A 23,692-nucleotide genomic window follows, 5' to 3' on the forward strand; every position below is an offset into this window, starting at 1 on the left:
GTAGGCAATAATGATGATCAACCCGAAACCTATAAGTAAAATAGGCCACCACTTGATAACAAAAGACACAAAGGATATTTCGACGAAACCAAAACTAAAGGGTATAAATAGTAATGAGAAAAAAATTATCACTAACGATGGTATTAGTATTGATATTCTGGCACTTTCATTAGAGGCCAAGGCGTATGGAACCATAGAGATTCCTATTAGAGCCATATATATTGGCCATACATTTTTAATGTTCCAATGTGGCAAAATAGTGTTGTTTAGCAAGGCCATAACACCAATAAAACACCCTGCAAAACCAATAAAGATATATTCCTTTCTATCTGATTTAAAATATCCCCAGTTCAAACAAAATAGTCCAGACAGAAAGACTAGAACAGGCCAAAAAGCTCCTATATTCGGTAAAGACCCCAATGAAAAAGCTAAAAAAGCTACTCCTAAAATCAAAGCAGCAGCACCTAATATCAGCATTGTGGGAATGCTTTTGAATTTATTCTTTTCCATTGTCTACCCTTTAATCAATAAGCAATTTGGTTTGTTATCAATATAACAAAACCCTACAGCACTATCAAGCTTAGATAACAGGATCTCCACTTGTTTTAGATAGGACCTCATGATAAACTCACCATGAGTTGAACTATGAAAATAACCTATGCCTTTTTATCATTCTCATTGCTATTTCTATCTTGTTCATCACAAGATTCGAAAAATGAACCTATCTCTCCAAGTCTCAAGAAAGAGATGAACCAAAGGCTTTATCAAGATAATCAAACAGAAGAAACAAGATTTTACATTCTCATGTCCTTAGTTGATAAGTTACAGAAAAACAATTCATTGAGTGAGGTAACCCAATTAATTAATAATCAATTGAGCCACAATCCAGAAGATTACTATAACGGATATTATTTATACCTTCTTGGTCAAAGCTATGAACAAATGGGTAACGCCCCATTCGCAAACTACTATTATAGACAGGCTTTAATGAATTATCCTGATATGGTGATCAAAGACAAGAAACTTCATCAAACATTGCTGGAAAGTCTCAGTAGTTCAGAAAAAGACCCTTATGTTAGAAAAAAATATTATGTTGATCTCGATTTAAATTTTGATTTGACAGGTAATCCAGGTCAGACTTCATTCTATTTGGCCCAAACACTAGAAGAATTAGGAGAATGGGATTCTGCGATCAAGTACTATTCTATTTTTCTCAGATATCCTAATACTGTTATATATGGGAATCCTTTAGCTAATCAGAAGATTAGAGAAAAAGTGGCTTTCTATAATTCTGATAAGAGCTGGACGACAAATAACATTGATACATTAATCGATAATATAAAAAACGCTGTATGGCGTCAAAATATATCAGCTTTAGATAGATATAGATCCAAATCCAGTTTTTTTGCACAAACCTGGGAACACAAAGATTCTTTACTTGGTCATGATGAAGACTTCAATGCCCATGATTTCTTATTAGAGTTTTTAAGAAAAAGCCGTTTATCTTCAGGTTATTCAACTGTAAGATTTTCAAATACTCTTGATGTTGACAGTAATCAAAATGAAGTATACTTAAGATCAGAAGGGTGGTATTACCGTATACCAATTTGGTATCTCTATTTTCAGAAAGTAGATTATCCAAAAGATCCAGAAATAAATGGAAGGTGGGAATGGGCCGGTATATATTTTGGCGAAAAATTGTAATTCTTATTTTTGTAATAACACAAGCTACTTCATTATTTGCTGATGTCTATAGACGCAATCCAGAAGACTACTTTATACAGAATCAAACGAAACCATTATCATTACAAGGGATCGATCATCCTCGAACTGTCAAATACCTAAATAAATACGGACAAGGTGAAGGATTAGAGTGGGTAAAAAGAGCTCTTAAGAGAGCAGAACCCCTATTACCATTTATTCAAGAAGAAGTCGAAAAAAATGGAATACCTCCCGAAGTGACCTATCTACCTGTTATAGAGTCAGCCTATAGAAGCATAGCAACTAGTCATGCAGGAGCGGCAGGTCTTTGGCAATTTATTCCATCAACAGGGACCCTCTTTGGTCTAACGATTAATGAATGGATTGACCAGAGAAGAGACTTCTATCAAGCTACTTTAAGCGCCATGAAAACTCTAAAATACAATTATGCTCATACAGGAGATTGGTTATTAGCATTATCGGCCTATAATGCTGGTTTAGGTAGAATCCAACGTATCATAAAAGAAAACAATAGCAATGATTATTGGCATCTAGCCGATATTGGTGCATTACCAATTGAGACCAGAGACTATATCCCTAAACTTTTAGCGGTATCCTACATTGCAAGCCATAAAATGAAATATCAAATACAACCAAACTGGAATACAGAAACGAACTGGACACCAATAGAAGTCACAAAAGCTATTGATTTACGTATTTTGTCGGAAAAATCAGGAGCCTCTTACAAGGAATTAAAGAGCTTAAACAGTGAGCTATCCTTTCATATAACTCCACCAATTGTTAAAACCTATTTCCTAAAAGTACCTAAGAGTTATTCCTCCAAAATCAATGAATTATTACAGAACTCAACAGAAATGATCCCCTTTAATGTATATAGAATAAAATCAGGTGATACTTTGAGCGAAATTGCCGATTATTATGACATAACTTTGGGGATGCTCTATCAATATAATACAGGTTTAAATCCTAGAAGATTGCAATTAGGGCAAAAAATCCTAATTCCTAATCTTAAAGACAAACCTACTTACACTGGTGTTATCAAAAGTTTTGCCTCTTATAAAGAGGTCCCAGGAGCAACATACACTGTTAAGGCAGGAGATTCTCTGTGGAGTATTTCTCAATCTCGGGGGATTTCTATAGAGGAACTAAGGAAAATAAATAATCTTAACACAACAAATGTTATAAAAATTGGTTGGAAGCTAAAAGTCCCTTAGGAGTAATATTTTGTGTCTAAATAAAATAACTTTTATCTATCTATTTGTCTTTATCACACTGAATTCATGGACACAAAATATAACTAGTTCTATAGATTGGGAGAAACAAGCAATAGAAATAACAATTGTAGAAGTGCTGAATAAAGAAAATGGATTTCTTCCTATGCAAAAACAATTAGCAGAAGATAATGTCAATGAAGATTTACCTATGTACTTATCACATAGCCTTTCCGGGCTTACTATTGATTCCCAAACAAACTATTCTGAATTGATCATTAATAATCCTCAGTATTTATCATTATTACCAGAACTTGCTGTTAAAACAGAATTAGTACAATCAAGATTATTCCCAGATTTTAGTGCTGTTGAATTAAGATATAAGCTCCCTTTTTATCCCTATTTATCAAAGGCTTTCCCTATAAAAGAACACAAACAGATTCCCCCATCTTATATTAAATGGTCCCCGACAGATCAATATACGGGAATGGTAATATATGTCAAAGGGAAACTACCTTTATATGGATCGACCTTTCAAGCTAGTTATAAACCAAGTTTATATCCTAAGTTAATGACATATGAAGGCAAAATCCTCTATGAACCGGGGATGACTAAAGAACAATTTGTTAATCAATGGGGCGTTGTAGGAATAACAAACAATTTAGATAATTTGGATATATACTATGATAGAATAGGTTCAAAACCAATATATACTATTGCCACTCAAATATATGGTATCAACAATACTGATTTGGTAATACCAGAGAGAACAGTACGCCAAATACGACAAGATAAACTCGCCAATAAAATTTTTGAACAGGGTCGAGTCCTTATAATATTTGATCAAACTGAAGAAAAGGAGAATTAATGTCAGCTTTATATGGAGCTATAGAAGCAGGGGGAACAAAATTCGTATGCGCAGTTGGGCATGGTCCAAATGAGATCCTGGAAGAAGTCAGATTCCCAACAACGAATCCTAAAGATACCCTACAAAAAACAATCCAATTCTTCAAAGAACAAGAAGAAAAAAGAAAACAGAAAATATCAGCAATGGGAATTGGTTCATTCGGACCACTAGATCCTGTATTGACTTCGGATACTTATGGATATATCACTTCAACACCAAAGAAAGGATGGCAAAATACAGACTTTATTGGAACAATGAAGGAGCATTTCCCAATACCGATGGTATTTGATACTGATGTCAACGGTGCCGCACTAGGGGAAGGAGAATGGGGGGCTGCTAAAGGTTGTCACAACTTCATATACCTAACTATCGGTACGGGTATTGGTGGAGGTATTGTCATCGATGGAAAACCTCTCCAAGGATTAATTCACCCAGAAGTTGGTCATATGCTTATTACTAAGGCTGACAATGATAACTATAAGGGGACGTGTCCTTTCCATGAAAATTGTTGGGAAGGCTTAGCTGCAGGTCCGGCATTAGAAGGACGGTGGAATATGCCAGGCAAAGATCTTCCATCAGACCATGAAGCATGGAATCTAGAGGCAGAGTATATAGCACAGGGATTAACCAATTTATTGATGATTTTAAGTCCTGAAAAAATCATCCTTGGTGGGGGAGTCATGCATCAAAGGCATCTTTTTACTAAAGTAAGAGAACTAGTAAAAAAGAAAGCCGCTGATTATATTTCACATCCTCATTTGAAAGGAGATCTATCGAACTGGATAGTTCCACCACAATTAGAAGACTTAGCTGGTATTACTGGAGCATTCATTCTTGCGTTAAGAGCTTCACAATAATTTCACTATCTTTAACAATGGATTTGAGGGAAGTGTATTCGTTTGGTTGATGAGCAGAATCAGCAATAGTTGACCAAACGGCTGCATCAATCCCCTCTCTTCTTAAATAACTGGCAACAGTTCCCCCCCCCACACCAATTAACTTTGGTTCTATATCCATCTGAGATAGAGCAGAACCTAACTCTCGAACAATTAAAGCATTACTGGCTGTTGAGGAAGCAGCTACGGAATCAAATATTGAAACTTCAACTCTTGATTTTAAAGTTTTCCCTTCATGATCTAGATGAGAATGGATCCAGGACATAACTTGCTCGATAGTATATTCAGGTAAAATTCTACAATCAAAATAGACAGCCATTTCCCCGGGAATAGTATTTATACTAACATCAGGAAACTCAAGCTTTGTAGGTTCAAAAGTACTTCTACTTGGATTAAAAAGATCATTGGTATTTGGGAAGTTTAATTCAAGCCCTGACTTTAGATTATGGATAATTTGTGATATTTCAGCCAGAGCATTGATACCTTCATCAGGCATGGAACCATGACATTGCTTTCCTTTCACAGATATTTTAAGCCAGAGTATCCCTTTTTCAGCAATACAAATCTCATTACCCTCAGGATTACCACCATCTGGAACTAAAGCCATATCAGATGAATTAAAAACACCTTTTTGTTTCAATACATGCAGAATACCAAATTCATTGCTTACTTCTTCATCTGATACAAAAAGTAACTTTGTTCGATATTTCAATTTTTGACCTTTAGTCACAATCTCCAAAGCGGCCATTACAGAGGCAACTAAGCCATGATGATTATCTTCAACCCCTCGACCGATAAGAGTGTCACCTTCAATATATAAAGAGAAGGGATCCTGATTCCATTTACTTAAGTCTCCAGGAGGAACAACATCTAAATGAGAAAGTATCCATAACGTGGGTCCCTCAAGTGGACTTCCTGGTAAGGTGACAGCAAAATTAGGACGAATTCCTGAAGGAACATGTTTATCTGTACAAGGCCATTCCTCTATATTTAATAAGCCATGACCTATTAAATATTGTTTCAGTTTCTCAGCTTTTTCAAATTCACCTGTGCCACCTGCTTGAGGATCATAAGCTGGTGTTGATACTAATAACTTCATCAATTCAATTATCTTTTCTTTCACATTCACCTTACCTTTTGGTATCACCTTTTCCAATTAGAAAACCCTTGATATACTACCCGTCAGAGATTAACTTACGAAAAAGGTAATGACAAGTGAGAATAAAGAAATCATCTTATACTTTCCTAATACTATTAGGACTTCTATTAACATTAAACTCCTGTGGACCACGTAAAATTGGTTATGGTGTTATTTTGTGGTCTGACAATGAAGAGGTTCTTCCAACAGGATCATATGTTTGGGTTCTTAGAGAAAGTAACATAAGAGATACTTATACAGTAATGCAACCCTCTTCAAAAGATGAATATGAACTTGATAAATGGCGAATTCATTTTTCTGAAAAAGAACAAGAGGCTAAAGACTATAAAAAGCAATTCACTCCCTATATAAGCTACTATGGAATAAGTGAGAAAGCCGGGCACGCTATAAGAGATGATAAAAGAGCAGACTCTGAACGTGTTTACAAACTTAGAGAAAATCAAGAAGTAAAAGTCATAGGACAATCTAAGGAGAAGGAAAAGATTGGCTCTTTTGATGAATATTGGTTCTATGTGTTAACTGAAGATGGTTATACTGGTTGGACTTATGGATCCTACTTAAAACCGTATACAAATGATGCTAATGCCGAAGCCATCGTAGAGGAAAAAGAAGCAAACCCACTTGTTGAAACATTCCTGAATAATACTTGGAGACCAGAATATTTTCTTTCCATGATGAATCAGGGAACCATTGATTTAAATGAATTTAGACCTGAATATGGCCTCTTTCCACTACGTGATACAAAACAAATTTCTATTGTTCTGCCCAATCGAAGCTTAACAGAAGAATATACGGATATAGCGAAATTAGGATATAGCCATTACGCGGCAATGGGAACCAAAATACAAATAAGGTTTTATGGGGATAAAAAAATAAGTGTTCAGTATAATTATAATGGTCGAGAATATTCAGAAGTATTCATACGTACAGACCAAGATATACAGGAAATAATCCTAAAAGAAAAAACAAGAAGACAGGTAGAATATAATACACTAATTAGCAAGGGCAAATTACTTACAAGTACAGCCTATGGAACCCTTGTTTTTGATGATAATAATCAATTCAACTGGCAAGACTATAACAGACTAGTACCAGACGTTATACCACAGGGGTTAACAGGAAAAGGCTTTGTGCGTTTTGATGTCTTCCTCTCTTCCCAAATGAAACACAACTATCAAGGGGCAATGACCCTTAATTTTGATAGTTTAACAGGATCTAAATCTGTTGTGTTTATGTTTAACTATACGTCATCAGGAATCCAACTCGTCTATGTCCCTAATAAAAATATGCGAGGGGATATGATCTATGATGAAGCTTTTAGTCCCACAGTTGTATTCTTTAACTACTCGGAGCAATAAGTGATCCAATTAACTAAAGTCTCTCTAGCATTTGGTGATAGGGATATATTAAAAGAGGTATCTCTCCAACTATCAAAAGAGGTTAAATCTGCCCTATCTGGTGCTAATGGAGCTGGAAAATCAACTTTACTAAAAATCGTTGCTGGGATAGTGAGCATCGATTCAGGAACGGTCTCATTATCAAAAGACTTTAGATTAGGATATCTACCACAAGGTGGTTTAGAAGCAGAAAACGGTCTTTCTCTGTGGGAAGAAACGGAGAAAGCCTATAGTTTCTATAAAGAGCTTGAGATACAAGCCCATAAAATAGCAGAGCAACTAGCAACGGAAAAGGATCCAGACAAACAGTCCCAGTTGATTCTGGACCATCATAACCTCCAAGAAACCATTCTCCACAGCGGGTATTATGAAAAAGATCAATCCATTGGTACTATCCTAAATGGTTTAGGATTTAAGAGCGATGATTATAATAAAGAAGCGGCTTCCTTCTCTGGTGGCTGGCAAATGCGTATTGCCCTCGCCAAGGTATTGCTTGAACATCCAGATTTCCTTCTTTTAGACGAACCAACTAACTATTTAGATATAGAGGCAAAAGATTGGCTCCAAAGTTTTCTTTCAGCTTATGAGGGAGGATTTCTATTGGTTAGTCATGATAGACACTTTCTTGACCAATGTGTAAATCAAGTTATCGAAGTTTTTCATGGTGGATTGGAGATATACAAAGGAAACTACTCCCAATATCAGAGTAAAAGAGAAGAAGAACTGAAATCTCTTATGTCTGAATATGAGAAACAACAGGAGGAGTTACAAAAGCTCGATGATTTTATTAGTCGATTTAGATATAATGCCAGTAAAGCAAAGTTGGTACAAAGCCGTATAAAACAACGAGATAAAATCCAACTTATTCAAATACCAGAAGGAATGATTCCCATACATTTTCATTTTCCTCCTCCTCCACATTCAGGCAAGCAAGTATTAGATTTGGAAAATCTGAATAAATCCTATGGAAACCACAAAGTTTTAGTCGATGTCAATTTAAATCTAACCCGAGGGGAGAAGTTGGTTATAACTGGTGTTAATGGTGCAGGAAAGTCTACTTTAATGCGGATTTTAGCTGGTGAGGACACAAACTTCCAAGGTACCGTTAAATGGGGAACTGATGTAAAAATCGGTTATTTCAGTCAAGATCATGAAAATAAATTAAAACCATCAAATACTATTTTAGAAGAACTGGAAAGCTCAAGTCCAACCAGTATGTTACCTCAACTTCGTAACTTACTGGGTGCTTTTTTATTCAAAGGTGACGATGTTTTTAAACAGGTTTCAGTGTTATCTGGTGGAGAAAAAAGCAGGTTAAGCCTACTTAAGCTTTTACTAAGTCCTGCAAACCTCCTTATTTTGGATGAGCCGACTAATCATTTAGATCTAACCAGTAAAGACGTACTCCTGGAAGCCTTAAAAGAATATGAGGGAACCTTATTGTTTGTTAGTCATGATAGGTACTTTATTGAAAAACTAGCCACTTCTGTACTGGAATTATCAGTAAATGGTCCTCGTTTATTTCCTGGAGACTATCAGTATTATCGATATCGTCTGGAGGCAGAAGCCAAAGGCGAGACGACTAGGTCTGAGTTAGTTCAGGAATCAAAATCCACTCTAGAAGATTTATCATCAGGGAAAGAAGAACATTTAAGACAGAAAGAATTGAAGAAGGAACGCAAAAAATGGGAACGGATATCCGAAGATTCACAAAATAAAATCTCCCATATAGAACTTGTTATTCAAGATAAGGAGAAGAGTCTAGCAAGTCCTGAGATATATTCAGACCCCATTAAAAGTCGAGAAATTCAAGATGAGTTAGAAAAACTACATAAAGACTTAGAAGATTGTCTTCTCACTTGGGAAGAGGCAGAAATAAAGCTAAGCGAATAACTCTCTTGCCTTTAATGTTAATCCGTGTCCAACACTACTAAAGGTATCCCCTTCTATGACCTTTGATTGGGAACATAAACTGAGTATCCGATCTCGTATTAAAGGAATTTGAGATGTTCCGCCAGTAAAAAAGATGGTACGGACATCTTTAGGGGTGACCCCACCTTGTCGTAATGTTTCTTCCAGAGCCTGTATAATTTTTTCACTTAAATGATTAATGGCGTTGTTAAATTGATCTATATTCCATTGAATATTAATGGCCGGATTGAACAACTTTATTTCTTTATGAATTTCATTATCACCAGATAATCCAATTTTGACCTGCTCAGAGGCTCCTAATAAATAGTAGGGCAGTTGATTATCAACGACATATTTTAAATTTATGAAATCTACTTTGTTTTTTTGTTGTTTTGTCAATTCATCCAATAGCATATGATTAGAGTTGTTTTGCATAAAAAGATTGATCTTTTCCCATGTAGACAGCTCTGTATAAATCCAATGAGGAACAGGTCTACCATTATCCATGTTCTTTTTATATCCTAGATGGGTCATGATAGTAGCCAGATTTACTTCCCTATCAAAATCATCTCCTGCTACATGAACACTATGATAACCCAGGATGTTCTGAGCCCTTTCCTTTTTATCAATTTTAGGGTGAAGTCTTACTAACGAAAAATCTGAAGTTCCCCCACCCAAATCTACTATCAGTGCTAGAGTCTCTTCCTGAAGATCTTGTTCATAACTATAGGCCGCAGCGATAGGTTCGTATTCAAATAAGATATTTTTAAAACCAATTGATCTTAAGATATCCTCATAGGCCCGTTCAGAGGCCTTATCAACTTCCCTGCTTACATTAGAATAAAAAACCGGACGACCGGCTACAACAGAATCAATGGGACTATTATAATGAGCTTCCACTTTGTTTTTAATATTATTAATATAAATGGCAATCAACTGGGTTAAGGGGATCTCTTTAGAACCAATACGGGTTTGATGGTTTTGAAGAGAAGAGCCTAAAATACTTTTTAACGACTTCAGATAACGTCCTGAGGTTCCTATCTTATGCATATTATTAGCAGTATTACCAAAAAAATAAGTCTCTAAATCTGTATGATAAAATAAAGTACTAGGCATTACACCTTTACCTTGATCATCGATAGGTACAACACTAACTTCTTGATCTATGCCAAAACCAGCCACAGAATTTGAGGTTCCAAAATCTAATCCCATATATTTCATAAGGGCGCTATTCTAATAACAATACTTAACTTTGGCAACAGCAATTAACGATCCAATATACAGCTTTGATTGTTTAGATCTTACCTTTCAGTATAGTTCATATGAACAAACTCAATTTTTCCAGAGGATAATATTTCGTCCCTTGACCAATCTCAAGCCGATGATAAACTCAATGGTTAAAAGATAAAATTAATAACATCATTTCCCGAAGAGGAACTAGCTTGTTGAACAGGTCCAGCCAGGAAAGGAACATCCACACGACTAACCCCTTCCCAAAGGAAATCCAGGAAATATCCAGTTAAACAAACCGTTACACCAACAGGAGTTCCAGAGGATTTAACTCTAGCAGGTAATGCCCTCTCAAAAAGATCTCTTTGTTCAGAACCATAAATTTCACCATTGGCTTTAATATCAATCCATAAATCAGGATTAGGGAATTGATCTTCCCATTCTTCAAAAAAAGTATCCCGACATATTGTAAAAGACACAAGTTTATCATCAATCAAAAAGGAATGAGCATCAGCAATATTTCCGGGATCTAAATTGCAAATATCTTTTTCAAAAGGAGTAAGGTATACTTTATCCTGCTCATAGAGAACATCACCTCCAGGAGTATATACAGTCCCTCTGTTTGTTAACTTATGGTGTTCGTTGTCATAATGGAAATAGGATCCGCTCAATATATAGACATTATATTTCTTTGCTAATTTTGCAAAATGGTTCCATTCTGTTTGGACGTCTACACTAGTATCAATAAAGAATTCTCTCATACTAGAATATTGCTTCTCTTTAGAAATGAGCTCAAATGCTTCTTGAAATGTACTAGCCTCTTTCCAATAAATTTGATACTTGGCCAAACTATAGAGAACACCAATATATTCTGGAAAGATAACGAAACGTATTCTCTTATTTTCAGAGAGGACCTCAGCAGTATGCTTGTCGACTTCTGCCCAGAAAGCATCCTCACTGACCAAAATATCAGGAGTAATTCGAAACTGTAGACCTACACCATTTATGGGATTTTCATTTACAGCACTAAGTGTTCCTGTTAATAATAACAGGAACACTAAGATTAAAAAATTATTCCTCACCAGGATAGACTAAGCCCCATTTTGCTCTAGTATCATCCATAAATTTCATGATTTGTAATGTTTCTTCATGTGTCATTTCAGGACTTTCCAATAATCCTTTTTCTAGACATTCTGCAAAGTGATCTGCTTCGAACTGATACCCTGGTCCATCGAATGGGTATTTAAGATGTTGAGATTTACCATCTTGTGTAATAATTAACTCTTGAGGCTTAAACAAGGGAGAAACGATTTCTAAAGTCCCTTCCGTTCCAATGAACTTTCCTTTAGCTTCAAAAGGAGTATGCATATCAAAGTGTAATTTTCCCCGAGCCCCACTTTCGTAGCTGGTTATAAGATCATCGTCAATATCAACACCAGTTTTACCTATGACAGCTTTTTGATCTTTTAATGATATAGTACCAAGGAGCCATTGGGTTATATTGATAGGATAAACGCCCATATCCAATAAAGCACCACCGCCTAATTTTTTATTTAATAATCGATCTTCCACATCACCATCGTGATCAAGAACAAAAGATGCTTCACAATCTGTTACTTTTCCAATCTTACCAGACTGGATTATTGATCTAGCTTCAATTAATCCAGGTATATAGCGAGACCAAAAGGCTTCCATTAAAAACAAACCCTTTTCTTTTGCCAAATTAATCATTTCAAGAGATTCTGCATGATTAATAGCAAAAGGCTTCTCACATAAAACATGTTTACCATGATTAAGGCACAACAAAGTGTTTTCCTTATGAAAGCTATGTGGAGTAGCCACATAGATAGCATTAACCTCAGGATCCCTAAGGAGATCCTCATAACTACCATAGCTTTTCCCAACGCCATATTTACCAGCAAATTCTTCGGCTTTTTCTAGTGAACGGGAACCAACCGCATACAGTTCACCTGTTTTTGAATATTTTAAACTCTCAGCAAATAGATGAGCTATACGTCCAGCTCCAATGATTCCCCATTTGATCATAGTTACTCCCTTTATTTTCTGACAAAAATACACCTAATTCTAAAGGACACATAAACAGGTTGGCAAGAGAAATTTATTAGCTTGATAAGATCCCTCTTTTACCTTACTTTTTCTATATGAAAAGTATATACACATGGAACGTTAATGGAATCAGAGCTGCCGAAAAAAAAGGTCTATTTGATTGGATGGATGAAATAGATCCAGATATTCTGGCTCTCCAGGAAACAAAAGCCCAACCAGAACAGTTAACAGAAAACTTTCTTAATCGCCAGGGCTATCATACCTATTGGGCAAGTGCGGTAAAAAAAGGTTACTCAGGTGTTGTAGCATATACAAAAGAAGAACCTCAAAAAGTAGAGAATTTGGGTATTGAAGAATTTGATTCAGAAGGTCGCTTTCAAGCCCTTCATTTTACAGATTACATTTTGATTAACAGTTACTTTCCCAATTCCCAAGAAAAAGGAAAGAGACTTGATTATAAATTAGCTTATCTGGATGCCGTGTTAGAATATGCATCCAATATTGTCAACAGTGGAAAAAATGTGCTCATTTGTGGCGATTATAACATTGCACACAAACCTATTGATTTGGCGAATCCAAAAAGTAATGTAAAGAACCCCGGTTATTTACCTGAAGAAAGGGCTTGGATGGACAAATTCCTGGAAGCGGGATATGTAGATACTTTCAGGTTATTTAACAAAGAACCTCACCAATATACATGGTGGTCCTACAGAATGAATGCCAGAGAGAGAAATATAGGGTGGCGTATTGACTATCATTGTGTTAATCAATCTTTTTCTTCAAAAGTAAAGGATTGTCTCATATATAATCAAGTTCTTGGTTCAGATCATTGTCCTGTACGAATTGATTTAGACATATAAATTTACTTTTCTTCCTTACCCCCCTTTCTTGTTGACTTAAGAGAGGGGGTCAAGTATTTTGATTACCATGATTAGACGCTATGAAGATCCTCAGCATAACGAGGATAAAATGTTCAATTTCTTTCTTGATAAAGGACAATTCAGAGGTGCCATAGTTCATGGGACTGCTATGATTCGTGAAATGAAAGAAAACCACAACCTGGGAATCCTGGAAACATTGATTCTTGGACAATCCTATTTAGCAGGTGCTTTATTGACTTCAAACCTAAAAGGAGGAGATAGAGTCGCTTTTGATGTGAAATGCAATGGTCCTGTTGAAGGAATATTTGTTGAATCCAATTATGATGGACATGTACGTGGGTACTTAAAAAACGACAATATTCCCTTAGACAAGGAACTGGAAAGTTTTGATACAAGCCCTTTTATAGGTAAGGGGACCTTATCCTTTACCAAATATGTCTCTGAAGATTCCCAGCCATTCACTGGTACTGTAGAACTGCAATATGGTTCAATAGCCAAAGATTTAGCCTACTATTTCACACAAAGTGAACAATTACCTACAGCACTTGAACTGTCCATTCTTTTTGATAAAGAAGGAAATGTAAGTTCTGCAGGAGGACTTTTAATACAGTCTATGCCCGGAACAAGTCAAGAAAGGCTGGATGAAATAACTTCCCTTTTATTTGATAAAATATCCATAGCCAAACAAATGGCTAATGGGGAAGACGTGGTAAACATATTGTTTGAAGACTTTAAGCATTTCTCCCCCCAAATCATCGGCAACAAACCTATAGAGTTCTTCTGCCCTTGTTCGAAGGACAGATTTGGCTCCTTTCTCAAAAGCTTACCTAAGAAAGATAAAAAAGAAATATCGACTCAAGGACCATTCCCCTTAGTCCTTAACTGTCATAATTGTGGTTCGGAATACTCTTTTTCAAAAGAAGAACTAAAAGAAATCCTATAACCTGCCCATTATCGGGCAGATTTTTCCACATTTATTGCTTTTCTCAGTTAATAGGTCTATATAAAGATTATGCATGAGGAATACTTAACCTATCTATTAGAATCCTATCCTCTGGATAAAACTCAAATGAAGAATCTTATAGGAGATATCTTGGAGTACTTTTCAGAGAATCAGGAGGAATATATCCAGAGACGTCATTATGAACTTCAAAAGGATGGGCTCAAAAATAATGAAATCTACGATCTTATTCATAAAGAGATAGAACAACGTCTATTTTTAGGTAATCCCCTCACTACAAGGCAAATTCGCCGCATTATTTACGGATAAGGAGTTCAATCAACATGTGTGGAATTGTTGGATATCTGGGACCACGAAAAGCATCATCTGTGCTATTGCAAGGACTAAGACAACTAGAATATAGAGGTTATGATTCTTCTGGAATTAGTATTCTCACTAACAAAAAAATTAAAATCTATAAGAAAGAAGGAAAACTGGCAAATCTCATTCAAGAGGTTCCAGAGAAGCTGAACTCTCCCTTAGGAATTGGTCATACAAGATGGGCAACCCATGGGGGTGTTAGTGATACCAATGCCCATCCCCATATTAGCTACAAAGAAAGGGTTGCCATAGTACACAATGGGATAATCGATAACTTTACCTCCTTAAAAGAGGAACTCATAGAAAAGGGCATAAGCTTTTCTAGTGATACAGATTCTGAAGTCTTGGCCCATCTCATTGATTACTATCTGGACGAGGATCCTGAAGTCGCTGTACAAAAAGCTCTCGACAGAATTGATGGCACTTATGGTGTTATTGCTCTCTTTAAGGATTATCCTGATATTCTTATTGGCGCTAGAAATGGCTCTCCCCTGATTCTAGGGGTAGGTGATGGAGAAAGTATTCTAGCATCCGATGCCTCTGCCTTTATTGGATTATCACGACAGGCAATCTACCTTGATGATGGGGATATGATTGTTGTCAAAGCAAAAGAATACAAAACTCTGGATAGACATTATAAGGAAGTCTTCAAACAACCTGAAACTATTGATGCCCAAAGTACGACAATCAGCAAAGAAGGTTTTGATCACTTTTTACTCAAGGAAATATTTGAACAACCTCGTTCTCTAAGCAGAGCCATGGGAGAAGGGGGACGTTTGCAAGCAGAATTTGGCTCTGCTAAACTAGGGGGGTTAAATTTAGACACTCGAGACTTCTTTGATATAGAAAATATACACATAATTGGAATGGGAACAGCCTATTATGCCGGTATGGTGGGATCCCAAATCATTGAACGTCTTGCACGCATACCGACACAAGTTCTTGATGCCTCAGAATTACGTTTTAGTAATCCCATTGTAAAGAAAAACACTCTCTATTTAGCCATAAGTCAATCAGGTGAAACGGCGGATACGATCACAGCAGTAAAAGAGATCCAAAATAAAGGGGGAAGAGTCCTGGGTATCATTAATGTGGTAGGGTCAACCCTGGCTCGTCTTACAGAAGGGGGAGTCTATACCCATGGAGGCCAGGAAGTCTCCGTAGCTAGTACAAAAGCCTTTACTGCACAAATAATGGCACTAACCTTATTAGCGCTGCTCTTAGGACGAAAAAAAGATGTACCCATAAGTTATGGAAAAATTCTAGTCAAAGCCCTATCTGATATACCAGCCAAGGTACAACAGATTCTGGATCAGGCTCATAAAATCAAACAGATAGCAGAAAAATATTCTTCAGCCAGTAGTTTTCTCTTTTTGGCAAGAGGCCTTAACTATCCTATTGCCCTGGAAGGAGCGCTTAAGTTAAAAGAAATTAGCTATATCCATGCAGAAGGATTTTCCTCTGGAGGTCTTAAACATGGCCCACTCGCCTTAGTGGATGAAAAGACACCTAGTGTATTCATTGTCTCAGAAGGGGAAACCTTCGAAAAATCCTTAAGTAATATGCAGGAAGTAAAAGCAAGAAAGGGAAAAATAATCGTCATTACCGATTCTCAGGATAATAGAATAAAAACATTGGCAGATGACTATTTTATTGTACCACAGTCAGAAGAAGTTCTAATGCCGCTATTGAATGTTATTCCACTTCAACTGCTTAGCTATTATATAGCCAATCATCTAGGGAGAGATGTGGATCAACCACGCAACTTGGCCAAGTCTGTTACAACAGATTAAAAGACGGTTGCCTGATCAGACTTTCTCCCTGTAGAATAGCATTGTCAGATATTTGACCTAGTAAAAATAAGGAAAGTAAATGCAGAAAATAATCGTTACCGGGGGAGCAGGATTCATTGGCTCCAATTTTGTCCACTACCTGATAACAAACCATGCAGATATACATGTGACTGTACTGGATAAATTAACCTATGCAGGGAATAAAGAGAATCTCTCAGGTCTTCCCGAAGATAGGTTTACCTTTGTTAAGGGAGATATTGCCGATGTAGACTTAGTGGATAGTCTTGTCAAGGAAACCGATGCCGTTGTCCATTATGCAGCTGAATCCCATAATGATAATTCCCTTGAGAACCCCTATCCTTTTATCCATACTAATTTGGTAGGGACTTATGTCTTATTGGAAGCTTGTCGAAAATACAATGTTCGTTACCATCATGTATCAACAGATGAAGTCTATGGCGATTTACCTTTACGTGAAGAATTGCCCCATAGTGGGACAGGGCCGGGAGAAATCTTTACGGAAACCACTCCTTATAATCCCTCAAGCCCCTACTCTGCCAGCAAAGCAGGATCTGATTTGTTAGTAAAAGCATGGATACGGTCTTTTGGCCTTAAAGGAACTATATCCAATTGTTCTAATAATTACGGTCCTTATCAGCATATCGAAAAATACATTCCCAGACAGATTACTAATATTCTCTGTGGCATTAAACCCAAACTATATGGCGAGGGAAAGAATGTTAGGGATTGGATTCATACAGATGATCATTCACGAGCCGTTTGGTTAGTACTTACCAAAGGAACGATTGGTGAAACCTACCTTATTGGAGCAGATGGGGAAAAGGATAATAAAACCGTAATGGAAATGATCCTGGAATTGATGGGACAACCTGGAAATGCCTATGATCATGTCAAGGATCGCCCAGGTCATGATAGACGTTATGGAATAGATTCTTCTAAATTACAGACAGAATTAGGATGGAAACCTATTCATACTGATTTTAGAGAAGGTTTAAGTAAAACCATAGAATGGTACAAGAATAATGAACAATGGTGGAGATCACAGAAAGACGCTGTTGAAGCCGCTTATTCAAAGAATGGACAATAACTTGATTTTCTAAGGCCCTTTTCATAAGAGGCCTTAGCTTCCCTTGCCATCAGGGGATACAATAAAAGCTAGAACCTGATCCAATCACATATTATCCAGCTCTGTGTATAATTGCTCAATGAAAGCCATGAGAGACTGAGATAGCCTTTTACCTGATTCACTTAATCCATAAGTCACTTTGTTGGAATCATCTTTAGCCTCACTACGATAGACTAACTTAAGTTGCTCCAATGACTTGAGATTTTTGGACAGCATTCTTTCACTTATCCCCTGAATAGCCCGGTATAACTCACGAAAACGGAACTCCCCTTCCCCAAGCTTAGCTAATATAAGGACAGCCCAACGGCTGGTAATTTGTTCAAAATATCCCCTGGAGATACATTTTTCATAGAACACATTGTAATCAAATTCTTCTTTCTTCATAAAAAATATCCTAATTAGAAGATACATTAAAAAAAATAACTTGTCACTTACTATTTGTTAGCACTATATTATAGTAAGTACTTACTATTAATAAGGAGAATACAATGACATATGCTATTACCGGTTCAACAGGTCAACTGGGAAACTTTGTAATTAAACATCTATTAGAGGCTGGTATCAAACCAGAATCTATATTGCCACTAGCCAGATCTGAAGAAAAAGCTAAGACACTAAAGGAATTAGGTCTAACACCACAATACGGAAGCTATGAAGACAAAGCCTCTCTAGTTAAAGCTTTCACAGGTGCTGATAAACTACTACTCATATCAAGCAGTGAAGTGGGTAAAAGAACAGATCAACATAAAAACGCCATCAATGCAGCAAAAGAGGCTGGTGTAAAACAAGTAATATACACCAGTATTACTGATGCTGATAATTCCACAAGCTTTCTAGCACCAGAACATAAAGCCACAGAACAAGCCTTAAAGGAATCCGGCTTAGACTATGTACTACTAAGAAATAACTGGTACATTGAAAACTTCCTACAAGATGCTCAACAAGCATTAGAAACAGGACAGCTGATATCCGCTTCCAATGGTCAATCATTCAGTCCGGCCACTAGATCAGATTATGCGAAGGCGGCTGTAAAAGTACTGACAACAGAAGGTCATTCAAAAAAGATTTATGAATTAACAGGACTAAATATGACCTATCAAGATATGGCAGTCTCCTTAAGCAAGATAGGAAACAAAGACATTAAGTCTGTCGATATATCCCTGGAAGACATGAATGAAGGCCTGAAGAAAGCTGGTCTTGATGACAATACAATCTGGTTCGTCATGGAAATCCAAAAGACTATTAATGCAGGGAATTTGTCCCCCTATTCTAAGGACTTGGAAACATTAATTGGATCTACACCAACTTCCTTCGAAGAAGGCATTAAAACCTTCCTATAAGCTGAAAATCAAATAATAGCACAGAGATTTAAAGACACTCTGTGCTATCTCCCCTCACCCTTAATACCTACATTACAAATACTTACTAATTCCAATAATAATGAACAAAATACCTTAATTAATTGATAAAGATTAATTTGACCATTTTGATAATATTTATTAGTTTCAGAATAGAGAATAAACATTAATTAAGGAGAATAATAATGGCTTTTACTTTACCCGAATTACCCTATGCCTTTGATGCATTGGAACCACATATTGATGCTAAAACTATGGAAATACACCACGGAAAGCACCATTCAGGATACGTTAGCAAATTAAATGCTGCTGTAGAAGGATCATCTGTAGCAGGAAAATCTATAGAAGATTTACTAAGCGACTTAAGCAAGCTACCAGCTGATATTAAAACAGCGGTTCAGAATAACGGAGGCGGACATGCTAATCATAGTCTATTCTGGCAGATCCTCAGCAAAGAGGGAGCCAAAGCTCCTGTAGGCAAGGTTAAGGCAGCCATTGATTCAGAACTAGGTGGTTTTGATTCTTTTAAAGACACTTTTTCTAAAGCAGCAGCTACCAGATTTGGTTCTGGATGGGCATGGTTAGTCGTAGGAAGCGACAAAAAACTTAAAGTCTACTCAACGGCAAACCAAGATAGTCCTCTTAGCTTAGGTGATACCCCCATTCTAGGTTTGGATGTATGGGAACATGCTTATTACCTTAACTATCAGAACAAGAGACCCGAATATATTGAAAACTTCTTTGCTGTAATCAATTGGGACAAAGTGGAAGAACTCTATACTTCTGCTATTTAATTTTGTTCATTGTTATATACTAATAAAGGGGACTGTCGCTTTCCTAAGTGACAGTTCTTTTTTTATAAAAACGTCAGACCTTTTTACCTGTTTTGTCTGACCTTTTACCCATTTTTGTCAGACTTTTTTGCCTAAAAGGTCTGAGCTTTTATATTGATCAGAGTAGGTCCTAGGTCTACAAGAAACTCAGACAAACTTATTACTTTTTACTGTGACTTAAATTTTTCTTGTTCGCCCTAGCGGATATCTTATATAAACAAAAGCCACCTGTAATAAAACAGATGGCTTTATATTAGATATAAAGAATATCTTAACCCTTAAAATCCAATGTGGATTAAGATTTAATTATTGCCGTATGCTGTCCTCAAACGCAGCTAATGAAGCTTTGGCTCCTTCCCCCATGGCAATGACAATTTGCTTATAAGCCACATCTGTTACATCACCAGCGGCATAGATGCCCTTTAGATTAGTCCTGCCTTTCTTATCCACAAGAATCTCACCAAATTTGTTTTTCTCAATCTCATCTGATAGATTCTTACTATTAGGAATCAATCCAATTTGAACAAAAACACCATCCAGAATATGCTCTTCCTGAACATGACTCGTTCTATCTTCTGCAATGAGTGAAGTCACCTTAGAACCATCGCCGCGCACTTCCTGAGTTTGTGTATTCACTTTTATGGTAAGATTTTTCAAGCTTTCCGCTCTTTTAACCAGAACGGTGTCTGCTTTTAAGGCCTCTCCAAACTCGATCAATACAACATGGGAACAGATTCCGGCCAGATCAATCGCAGCTTCAACACCAGAATTCCCCCCACCAATAACGGCTACCTTTTTCCCTTTAAAGAAAGGACCATCACAATGAGGACAGAAAGCTACCCCTTTCCCAATGTATTCTTCTTCACCGGGGATTCCCATTTTCCGCCAAGAGGCACCGGTAGCCACAATCACTTGTTTGGCAGAAAAGGTTTCATTGATGGATGTTTTGATTTTATGTACAGCTCCCACTTCCAAAGCAGAAACGGTCCGGTTTTCCCACAAACTTATATCATAGTCGTTACTATGCTGACGAAGGGCATGGCTTAAAGAGGAGCCTGTCGTTAGGGGAACAGATATTAAATTTGCTATATCCTTAGTATCATTGACCTGCCCCCCTATTCGTCCAGCTATGATACCTGTTTTTAGTCCTTTCCTGGCAGCATAGATAGCTGCCGCACAGCCAGCAGGCCCTCCTCCGATGATAGCCACATCCAGCTCTTCATATTCTTGTGCTTCTTCTGAGCCAGCCTTTGAGCCAAGTTTTTCTTGTAATACGGACAACAGCTCTACCAGTCCGGCTTTCCCGGAATGTATCAATTCCTCACCGATAAAGACAGCAGGAACTCCTAATATCCCCAGGGAAGCTATTTCATCCTGAACCAATCCCCCATCAATCATAGTATGATCAATTAAGGGATTCAGATAGGCGAATAAATTAAGAGTCTGAACGACCTCAGGACAATTAGTGCAGGATAAACTAATATAAGTTCGGATCTTTACCGGGCCATTTAAGGCTTTTATTTGGTTTATCATACCCTGGTCTGGTAACTTCCCCTTATTGTCCACATTCAAAATCGCCAAAATAAGGCTTGTGAACTCATGCCCTCCGGGGATGCCCTGAAAGGTAATCCCTAGATATTCCCCCTCTTTTAAGATGGTGAAGCTAGGGACTTCTTTGGAATCAGGAACTTCCACCATTTGTATCTGAGGCGAACAGGAGGCCACCTCAGATAACATAGTCTTTAGCTCTTCTTGTTTGTCATGCTTGCTAGAATAGAGCTGAAGAGTGATGGAGGATTCCAAACTTTGAAAGTGGACTTTTAATTGATCCATTAATTCTTGCTTCATGTTGACCTCCTATAGCTGTTTAATTAAATCTTACCAACCAAATCTAAGCCCGGTTCAAGAGTCGCTTCTCCTGGCTTCCAGCTAGAAGGACAGACTTCATTAGGATGGGCAGCTATGAATTGTGCGGCCTGTACTTTCCGCATTAATTCATCTGCATTACGACCAATTCCATTGTCATTGATTTCTGCTAATTTGATCTGACCTTCAGGATTAACAAGGAAAGTTCCCCTGTAAGCAAGTCCTTCTTCTTCGATAAAAACACCAAATGCTTTTGACAGAACTGTTGCGGGATCAGCTAACATAGGATACTGAATCTTCCCAACAGTATCAGAAGTGTCGTGCCATGCTTTGTGGACAAAATGTGTGTCTGTACTTACAGAATAGATTTCCACACCCATCTTTTGAAATTCATCATACTTGTCAGCCATTTCTCCTAATTCTGTAGGACAAACAAAAGAAAAGTCTGCTGGGTAGAAAAAGAATATAGCCCAATTACCGAGGACATCCTTGTCGGTAAAAGTTTTGAATTCTCCTTTGTGATAGGCTTGAACAGTAAACTCTGTTAATGTTTGATTAATGATCGTTTCCATGTGAACTCCTCTTTAATTAATTGATGATTCATATTTATCATTTCTTAAAAAGCTTGTGAAATCGTTTATTTTTATCAGTTTATTCGATATTATCTATCAATAAGGAAATACTATGAATCTAAGAGACATTGAATATTTCGTGGCTGTAGCGAAGTCCGGTCATTTTAGAATAGCTGCAGAAGAATGCTATGTTAGCCAACCGACCTTAAGTGGACAAATAAAAAAATTAGAAGAAGAATTAGGAAGTTCACTCTTTGAAAGGAATACCCGTTCTGTCATTCTTACAGCCTTTGGTGAGGAAGCCTTACCCATTGCAAAAAAGATATTAGCCAATGTGCAAGAACTGCAAAGCTGTGCGGAATCGCTAAAAGACCCCTATCAGGGAATCCTGAAAATCGGCATCTTCCCCACTCTGGGACCTTGGTTATTCCCCCGCCTAAGCGAGCCTATTACTGAAGAGTTTCCCCATGTTCAGGTTCACCTATTGGAAGAGCAGAGTAACTATCTCATTCAAAAACTTCAGAATGGTGAATTGGACATAGCCTTTCTTGCTCTTCCTCAAGACATCCCGGGAATGAAAGAAATCCCTTTGTTCTCAGAAAGTTTCTGGGCTGCCTTTCCAGAAAAGCATTCCTGGAGTCAAAAAGAAGAGATTTATCCTGACGATCTGAATGGGGAAAATATGCTATTACTCAACGACGGACATTGTTTTAGGGATCAGGCCATAGAAATTTGCTATCGCTATGGAGCTGAAGAAAGGAAGCAATTCAGAGCTACTGGTATAGAAACTTTACGTCAAATGGTTCGAATGGGCTCAGGGATCACACTCATTCCCCGCATGGCTATTCCTGATTTTCCAGAAAAAGGAATACGCTACAAAGAAGTGAGTGGAGCTGACTTTAAACGGAATATCGGCCTCTTTTACAGGACAACCCATCCTAAAAGCCTACTCATAGAGGACTTGGCCAAGCTCATTAAAGGGATATGTGGTATAGAATTGCCAGTAAAATCGATCTAATTACTGTGTGTATAAATGAAAGCTCTGTTCCTCTAATAGTGGATAGGAATAGGGCAGACTTTAGTATTAGATCAAGCTAGCCTTATACCCTGTAGCATTAACAGCATCAACCACCGTCTGAGGATCAACAGACTGACCGTTCTCAAATGTCACATAGGCTTTTTCTTTTTTTCTATTGGCCTCTGCCTTCTTGACTCCTTTCAGTTTTTCAATAGCTTGACCAACATGTAATTCACAATGAGCACAGGACATATCCTTAACGGATACTTCCAAATCATATTTTTTCTTAGAAAAAAACACTTTGTACCTCCTCATTATTATCCTTCCTTTCTATAATAATCAATATTACCAAAAAAATCATCATCTCTTTATAGTTGACAATTTCTCAAAGGAATCCCTATAA

General features: G+C 37.2%; 23 protein-coding genes. 15 read left to right on the top strand and 8 right to left on the bottom strand.

Going from position 1 to position 23,692, the window contains the following annotated elements; genetic code table 11:
• The first annotated feature begins 10 nt into the window (after positions 1–10).
• The 5 genes from K345_RS0111850 (at position 11) to K345_RS0111870 (ending at position 4,697) form a co-directional block, all read left to right on the top strand.
• Positions 11–556 (top strand): hypothetical protein, encoded by a 546-nt coding sequence (locus tag K345_RS0111850; protein WP_028974331.1) that lies wholly within the window; start codon positions 11–13, stop codon positions 554–556.
• A gap of 89 nt (positions 557–645) precedes the next feature.
• Positions 646–1,704, top strand: a complete 1,059-nt coding sequence (locus K345_RS20905) for a hypothetical protein (RefSeq protein WP_053228264.1) — start codon at positions 646–648, stop codon at positions 1,702–1,704.
• Complete coding sequence (locus K345_RS0111860) at positions 1,671–2,936, top strand: LysM peptidoglycan-binding domain-containing protein (protein ID WP_028974332.1); 1,266 nt, start codon at positions 1,671–1,673, stop codon at positions 2,934–2,936. Before K345_RS20905 ends, K345_RS0111860 begins: the two co-directional genes overlap by 34 nt.
• 10 nt (positions 2,937–2,946) lie before the next feature.
• Complete coding sequence (locus K345_RS0111865; RefSeq protein WP_028974333.1) at positions 2,947–3,801, top strand: hypothetical protein; 855 nt, start codon at positions 2,947–2,949, stop codon at positions 3,799–3,801.
• The gene (locus K345_RS0111870; protein ID WP_028974334.1) at positions 3,801–4,697 is read left to right on the top strand and encodes an ROK family protein; all 897 of its coding nucleotides are present in this window, start codon (positions 3,801–3,803) and stop codon (positions 4,695–4,697) included. Before K345_RS0111865 ends, K345_RS0111870 begins: the two co-directional genes overlap by 1 nt.
• Here the strand turns inward: K345_RS0111870 and K345_RS0111875 are convergent.
• The gene (locus tag K345_RS0111875) at positions 4,669–5,883 is read right to left on the bottom strand and encodes a M20 family metallo-hydrolase (protein ID WP_245584626.1); all 1,215 of its coding nucleotides are present in this window, start codon (positions 5,881–5,883) and stop codon (positions 4,669–4,671) included. The genes K345_RS0111870 and K345_RS0111875 overlap by 29 nt on opposite strands.
• A 68-nt stretch (positions 5,884–5,951) precedes the next feature.
• On the opposite strand from K345_RS0111875, the gene K345_RS0111880 reads away from it, so the two are divergent.
• Together K345_RS0111880 and K345_RS0111885 are read left to right on the top strand one after the other, a co-directional pair.
• On the top strand, positions 5,952–7,253 hold the full coding sequence (locus K345_RS0111880) for an SH3 domain-containing protein (protein WP_028974336.1): 1,302 nt from the start codon (positions 5,952–5,954) through the stop codon (positions 7,251–7,253).
• Positions 7,254–9,185 (top strand): ABC-F family ATP-binding cassette domain-containing protein, encoded by a 1,932-nt coding sequence (locus K345_RS0111885; protein ID WP_028974337.1) that lies wholly within the window; start codon positions 7,254–7,256, stop codon positions 9,183–9,185.
• Here K345_RS0111885 and K345_RS0111890 read toward each other — a convergent pair.
• The 3 genes from K345_RS0111890 to K345_RS0111900 form a co-directional block, all read right to left on the bottom strand.
• Complete coding sequence (locus tag K345_RS0111890) at positions 9,174–10,424, bottom strand: Hsp70 family protein (protein WP_083963750.1); 1,251 nt, start codon at positions 10,422–10,424, stop codon at positions 9,174–9,176. The genes K345_RS0111885 and K345_RS0111890 overlap by 12 nt on opposite strands.
• 176 nt (positions 10,425–10,600) lie before the next feature.
• Complete coding sequence (locus K345_RS0111895; RefSeq protein WP_169714810.1) at positions 10,601–11,515, bottom strand: carbon-nitrogen hydrolase family protein; 915 nt, start codon at positions 11,513–11,515, stop codon at positions 10,601–10,603.
• Positions 11,505–12,479 carry a Gfo/Idh/MocA family protein gene (locus K345_RS0111900; protein WP_037572138.1) on the bottom strand — a complete coding sequence of 325 codons (975 nt, stop codon included), beginning with the start codon at positions 12,477–12,479 and terminating at the stop codon, positions 11,505–11,507. The genes K345_RS0111895 and K345_RS0111900 overlap by 11 nt, the downstream gene beginning before the upstream one ends.
• Before the next feature lie 116 nt (positions 12,480–12,595).
• Between K345_RS0111900 and K345_RS0111905 the strand changes: the two genes are divergently transcribed.
• From K345_RS0111905 to rfbB, 5 genes are all read left to right on the top strand, one after another.
• Entirely contained in the window at positions 12,596–13,360 is a 765-nt protein-coding gene (locus K345_RS0111905) for an exodeoxyribonuclease III (protein WP_028974341.1), read from the top strand.
• A 67-nt stretch (positions 13,361–13,427) separates the two neighbouring features.
• Positions 13,428–14,324, top strand: a complete 897-nt coding sequence (locus K345_RS0111910) for an Hsp33 family molecular chaperone HslO (protein ID WP_028974342.1) — start codon at positions 13,428–13,430, stop codon at positions 14,322–14,324.
• Positions 14,325–14,393: 69 nt separating this feature from the next.
• Entirely contained in the window at positions 14,394–14,651 is a 258-nt protein-coding gene (locus K345_RS0111915; RefSeq protein WP_028974343.1) for a hypothetical protein, read from the top strand.
• Between the two features lie 14 nt (positions 14,652–14,665).
• On the top strand, positions 14,666–16,495 hold the full coding sequence (gene glmS, locus K345_RS0111920) for a glutamine--fructose-6-phosphate transaminase (isomerizing) (RefSeq protein WP_028974344.1): 1,830 nt from the start codon (positions 14,666–14,668) through the stop codon (positions 16,493–16,495).
• Positions 16,496–16,574: 79 nt separating this feature from the next.
• Positions 16,575–17,603 (top strand): dTDP-glucose 4,6-dehydratase, encoded by a 1,029-nt coding sequence (gene rfbB / locus K345_RS0111925; RefSeq protein ID WP_028974345.1) that lies wholly within the window; start codon positions 16,575–16,577, stop codon positions 17,601–17,603.
• Positions 17,604–17,687: 84 nt separating this feature from the next.
• On the opposite strand, the gene K345_RS20910 is transcribed toward rfbB, so the two are convergent.
• The gene (locus K345_RS20910; RefSeq protein WP_053228266.1) at positions 17,688–18,026 is read right to left on the bottom strand and encodes a winged helix-turn-helix transcriptional regulator; all 339 of its coding nucleotides are present in this window, start codon (positions 18,024–18,026) and stop codon (positions 17,688–17,690) included.
• Between the two features lie 104 nt (positions 18,027–18,130).
• On the opposite strand from K345_RS20910, the gene K345_RS0111935 reads away from it, so the two are divergent.
• Positions 18,131–18,982: an SDR family oxidoreductase gene (locus K345_RS0111935; RefSeq protein ID WP_028974346.1), complete on the top strand. Its 852-nt coding sequence runs from the start codon at positions 18,131–18,133 to the stop codon at positions 18,980–18,982.
• A 203-nt stretch (positions 18,983–19,185) separates the two neighbouring features.
• The gene (locus K345_RS0111940; RefSeq protein ID WP_028974347.1) at positions 19,186–19,794 is read left to right on the top strand and encodes a superoxide dismutase; all 609 of its coding nucleotides are present in this window, start codon (positions 19,186–19,188) and stop codon (positions 19,792–19,794) included.
• 345 nt (positions 19,795–20,139) lie between these two features.
• Here the strand turns inward: K345_RS0111940 and ahpF are convergent, their stop codons facing one another.
• Positions 20,140–21,681, bottom strand: a complete 1,542-nt coding sequence (gene ahpF / locus K345_RS0111945) for an alkyl hydroperoxide reductase subunit F (RefSeq protein ID WP_028974348.1) — start codon at positions 21,679–21,681, stop codon at positions 20,140–20,142.
• A gap of 23 nt (positions 21,682–21,704) precedes the next feature.
• On the bottom strand, positions 21,705–22,271 hold the full coding sequence (gene ahpC, locus K345_RS0111950) for an alkyl hydroperoxide reductase subunit C (RefSeq protein ID WP_028974349.1): 567 nt from the start codon (positions 22,269–22,271) through the stop codon (positions 21,705–21,707).
• Positions 22,272–22,383: 112 nt separating this feature from the next.
• Between ahpC and K345_RS0111955 the strand changes: the two genes are divergently transcribed.
• A complete protein-coding gene (locus tag K345_RS0111955) occupies positions 22,384–23,289 on the top strand; it encodes a LysR substrate-binding domain-containing protein (RefSeq protein ID WP_028974350.1) in 906 nt (301 codons plus the stop codon).
• 66 nt (positions 23,290–23,355) lie between these two features.
• Here the strand turns inward: K345_RS0111955 and K345_RS20915 are convergent, their stop codons facing one another.
• The gene (locus K345_RS20915) at positions 23,356–23,589 is read right to left on the bottom strand and encodes a heavy-metal-associated domain-containing protein (protein ID WP_028974351.1); all 234 of its coding nucleotides are present in this window, start codon (positions 23,587–23,589) and stop codon (positions 23,356–23,358) included.
• Positions 23,590–23,692 lie beyond the last annotated feature (103 nt).

Origin of the sequence: Spirochaeta cellobiosiphila DSM 17781, assembly GCF_000426705.1 — a bacterium.
Lineage (GTDB): Bacteria > Spirochaetota > Spirochaetia > DSM-17781 > DSM-17781 > Spirochaeta_E > Spirochaeta_E cellobiosiphila.

Coding starts and splice junctions, on each gene's coding strand:
- K345_RS0111850 (WP_028974331.1), top strand. CDS start 11: ATGATGATCAACCCGAAACCTATAAGTAAAATAGGCCACCACTTGATA.
- K345_RS20905 (WP_053228264.1), top strand. CDS start 646: ATGAAAATAACCTATGCCTTTTTATCATTCTCATTGCTATTTCTATCT.
- K345_RS0111860 (WP_028974332.1), top strand. CDS start 1,671: ATGGGCCGGTATATATTTTGGCGAAAAATTGTAATTCTTATTTTTGTA.
- K345_RS0111870 (WP_028974334.1), top strand. CDS start 3,801: ATGTCAGCTTTATATGGAGCTATAGAAGCAGGGGGAACAAAATTCGTA.
- K345_RS0111890 (WP_083963750.1), bottom strand. CDS start 10,424: ATGAAATATATGGGATTAGATTTTGGAACCTCAAATTCTGTGGCTGGT.
- K345_RS0111900 (WP_037572138.1), bottom strand. CDS start 12,479: ATGATCAAATGGGGAATCATTGGAGCTGGACGTATAGCTCATCTATTT.
- K345_RS0111905 (WP_028974341.1), top strand. CDS start 12,596: ATGAAAAGTATATACACATGGAACGTTAATGGAATCAGAGCTGCCGAA.
- K345_RS0111910 (WP_028974342.1), top strand. CDS start 13,428: ATGATTAGACGCTATGAAGATCCTCAGCATAACGAGGATAAAATGTTC.
- K345_RS0111915 (WP_028974343.1), top strand. CDS start 14,394: ATGCATGAGGAATACTTAACCTATCTATTAGAATCCTATCCTCTGGAT.
- glmS (WP_028974344.1), top strand. CDS start 14,666: ATGTGTGGAATTGTTGGATATCTGGGACCACGAAAAGCATCATCTGTG.
- rfbB (WP_028974345.1), top strand. CDS start 16,575: ATGCAGAAAATAATCGTTACCGGGGGAGCAGGATTCATTGGCTCCAAT.
- K345_RS20910 (WP_053228266.1), bottom strand. CDS start 18,026: ATGAAGAAAGAAGAATTTGATTACAATGTGTTCTATGAAAAATGTATC.
- K345_RS0111935 (WP_028974346.1), top strand. CDS start 18,131: ATGACATATGCTATTACCGGTTCAACAGGTCAACTGGGAAACTTTGTA.
- K345_RS0111940 (WP_028974347.1), top strand. CDS start 19,186: ATGGCTTTTACTTTACCCGAATTACCCTATGCCTTTGATGCATTGGAA.
- ahpF (WP_028974348.1), bottom strand. CDS start 21,681: ATGAAGCAAGAATTAATGGATCAATTAAAAGTCCACTTTCAAAGTTTG.
- ahpC (WP_028974349.1), bottom strand. CDS start 22,271: ATGGAAACGATCATTAATCAAACATTAACAGAGTTTACTGTTCAAGCC.
- K345_RS0111955 (WP_028974350.1), top strand. CDS start 22,384: ATGAATCTAAGAGACATTGAATATTTCGTGGCTGTAGCGAAGTCCGGT.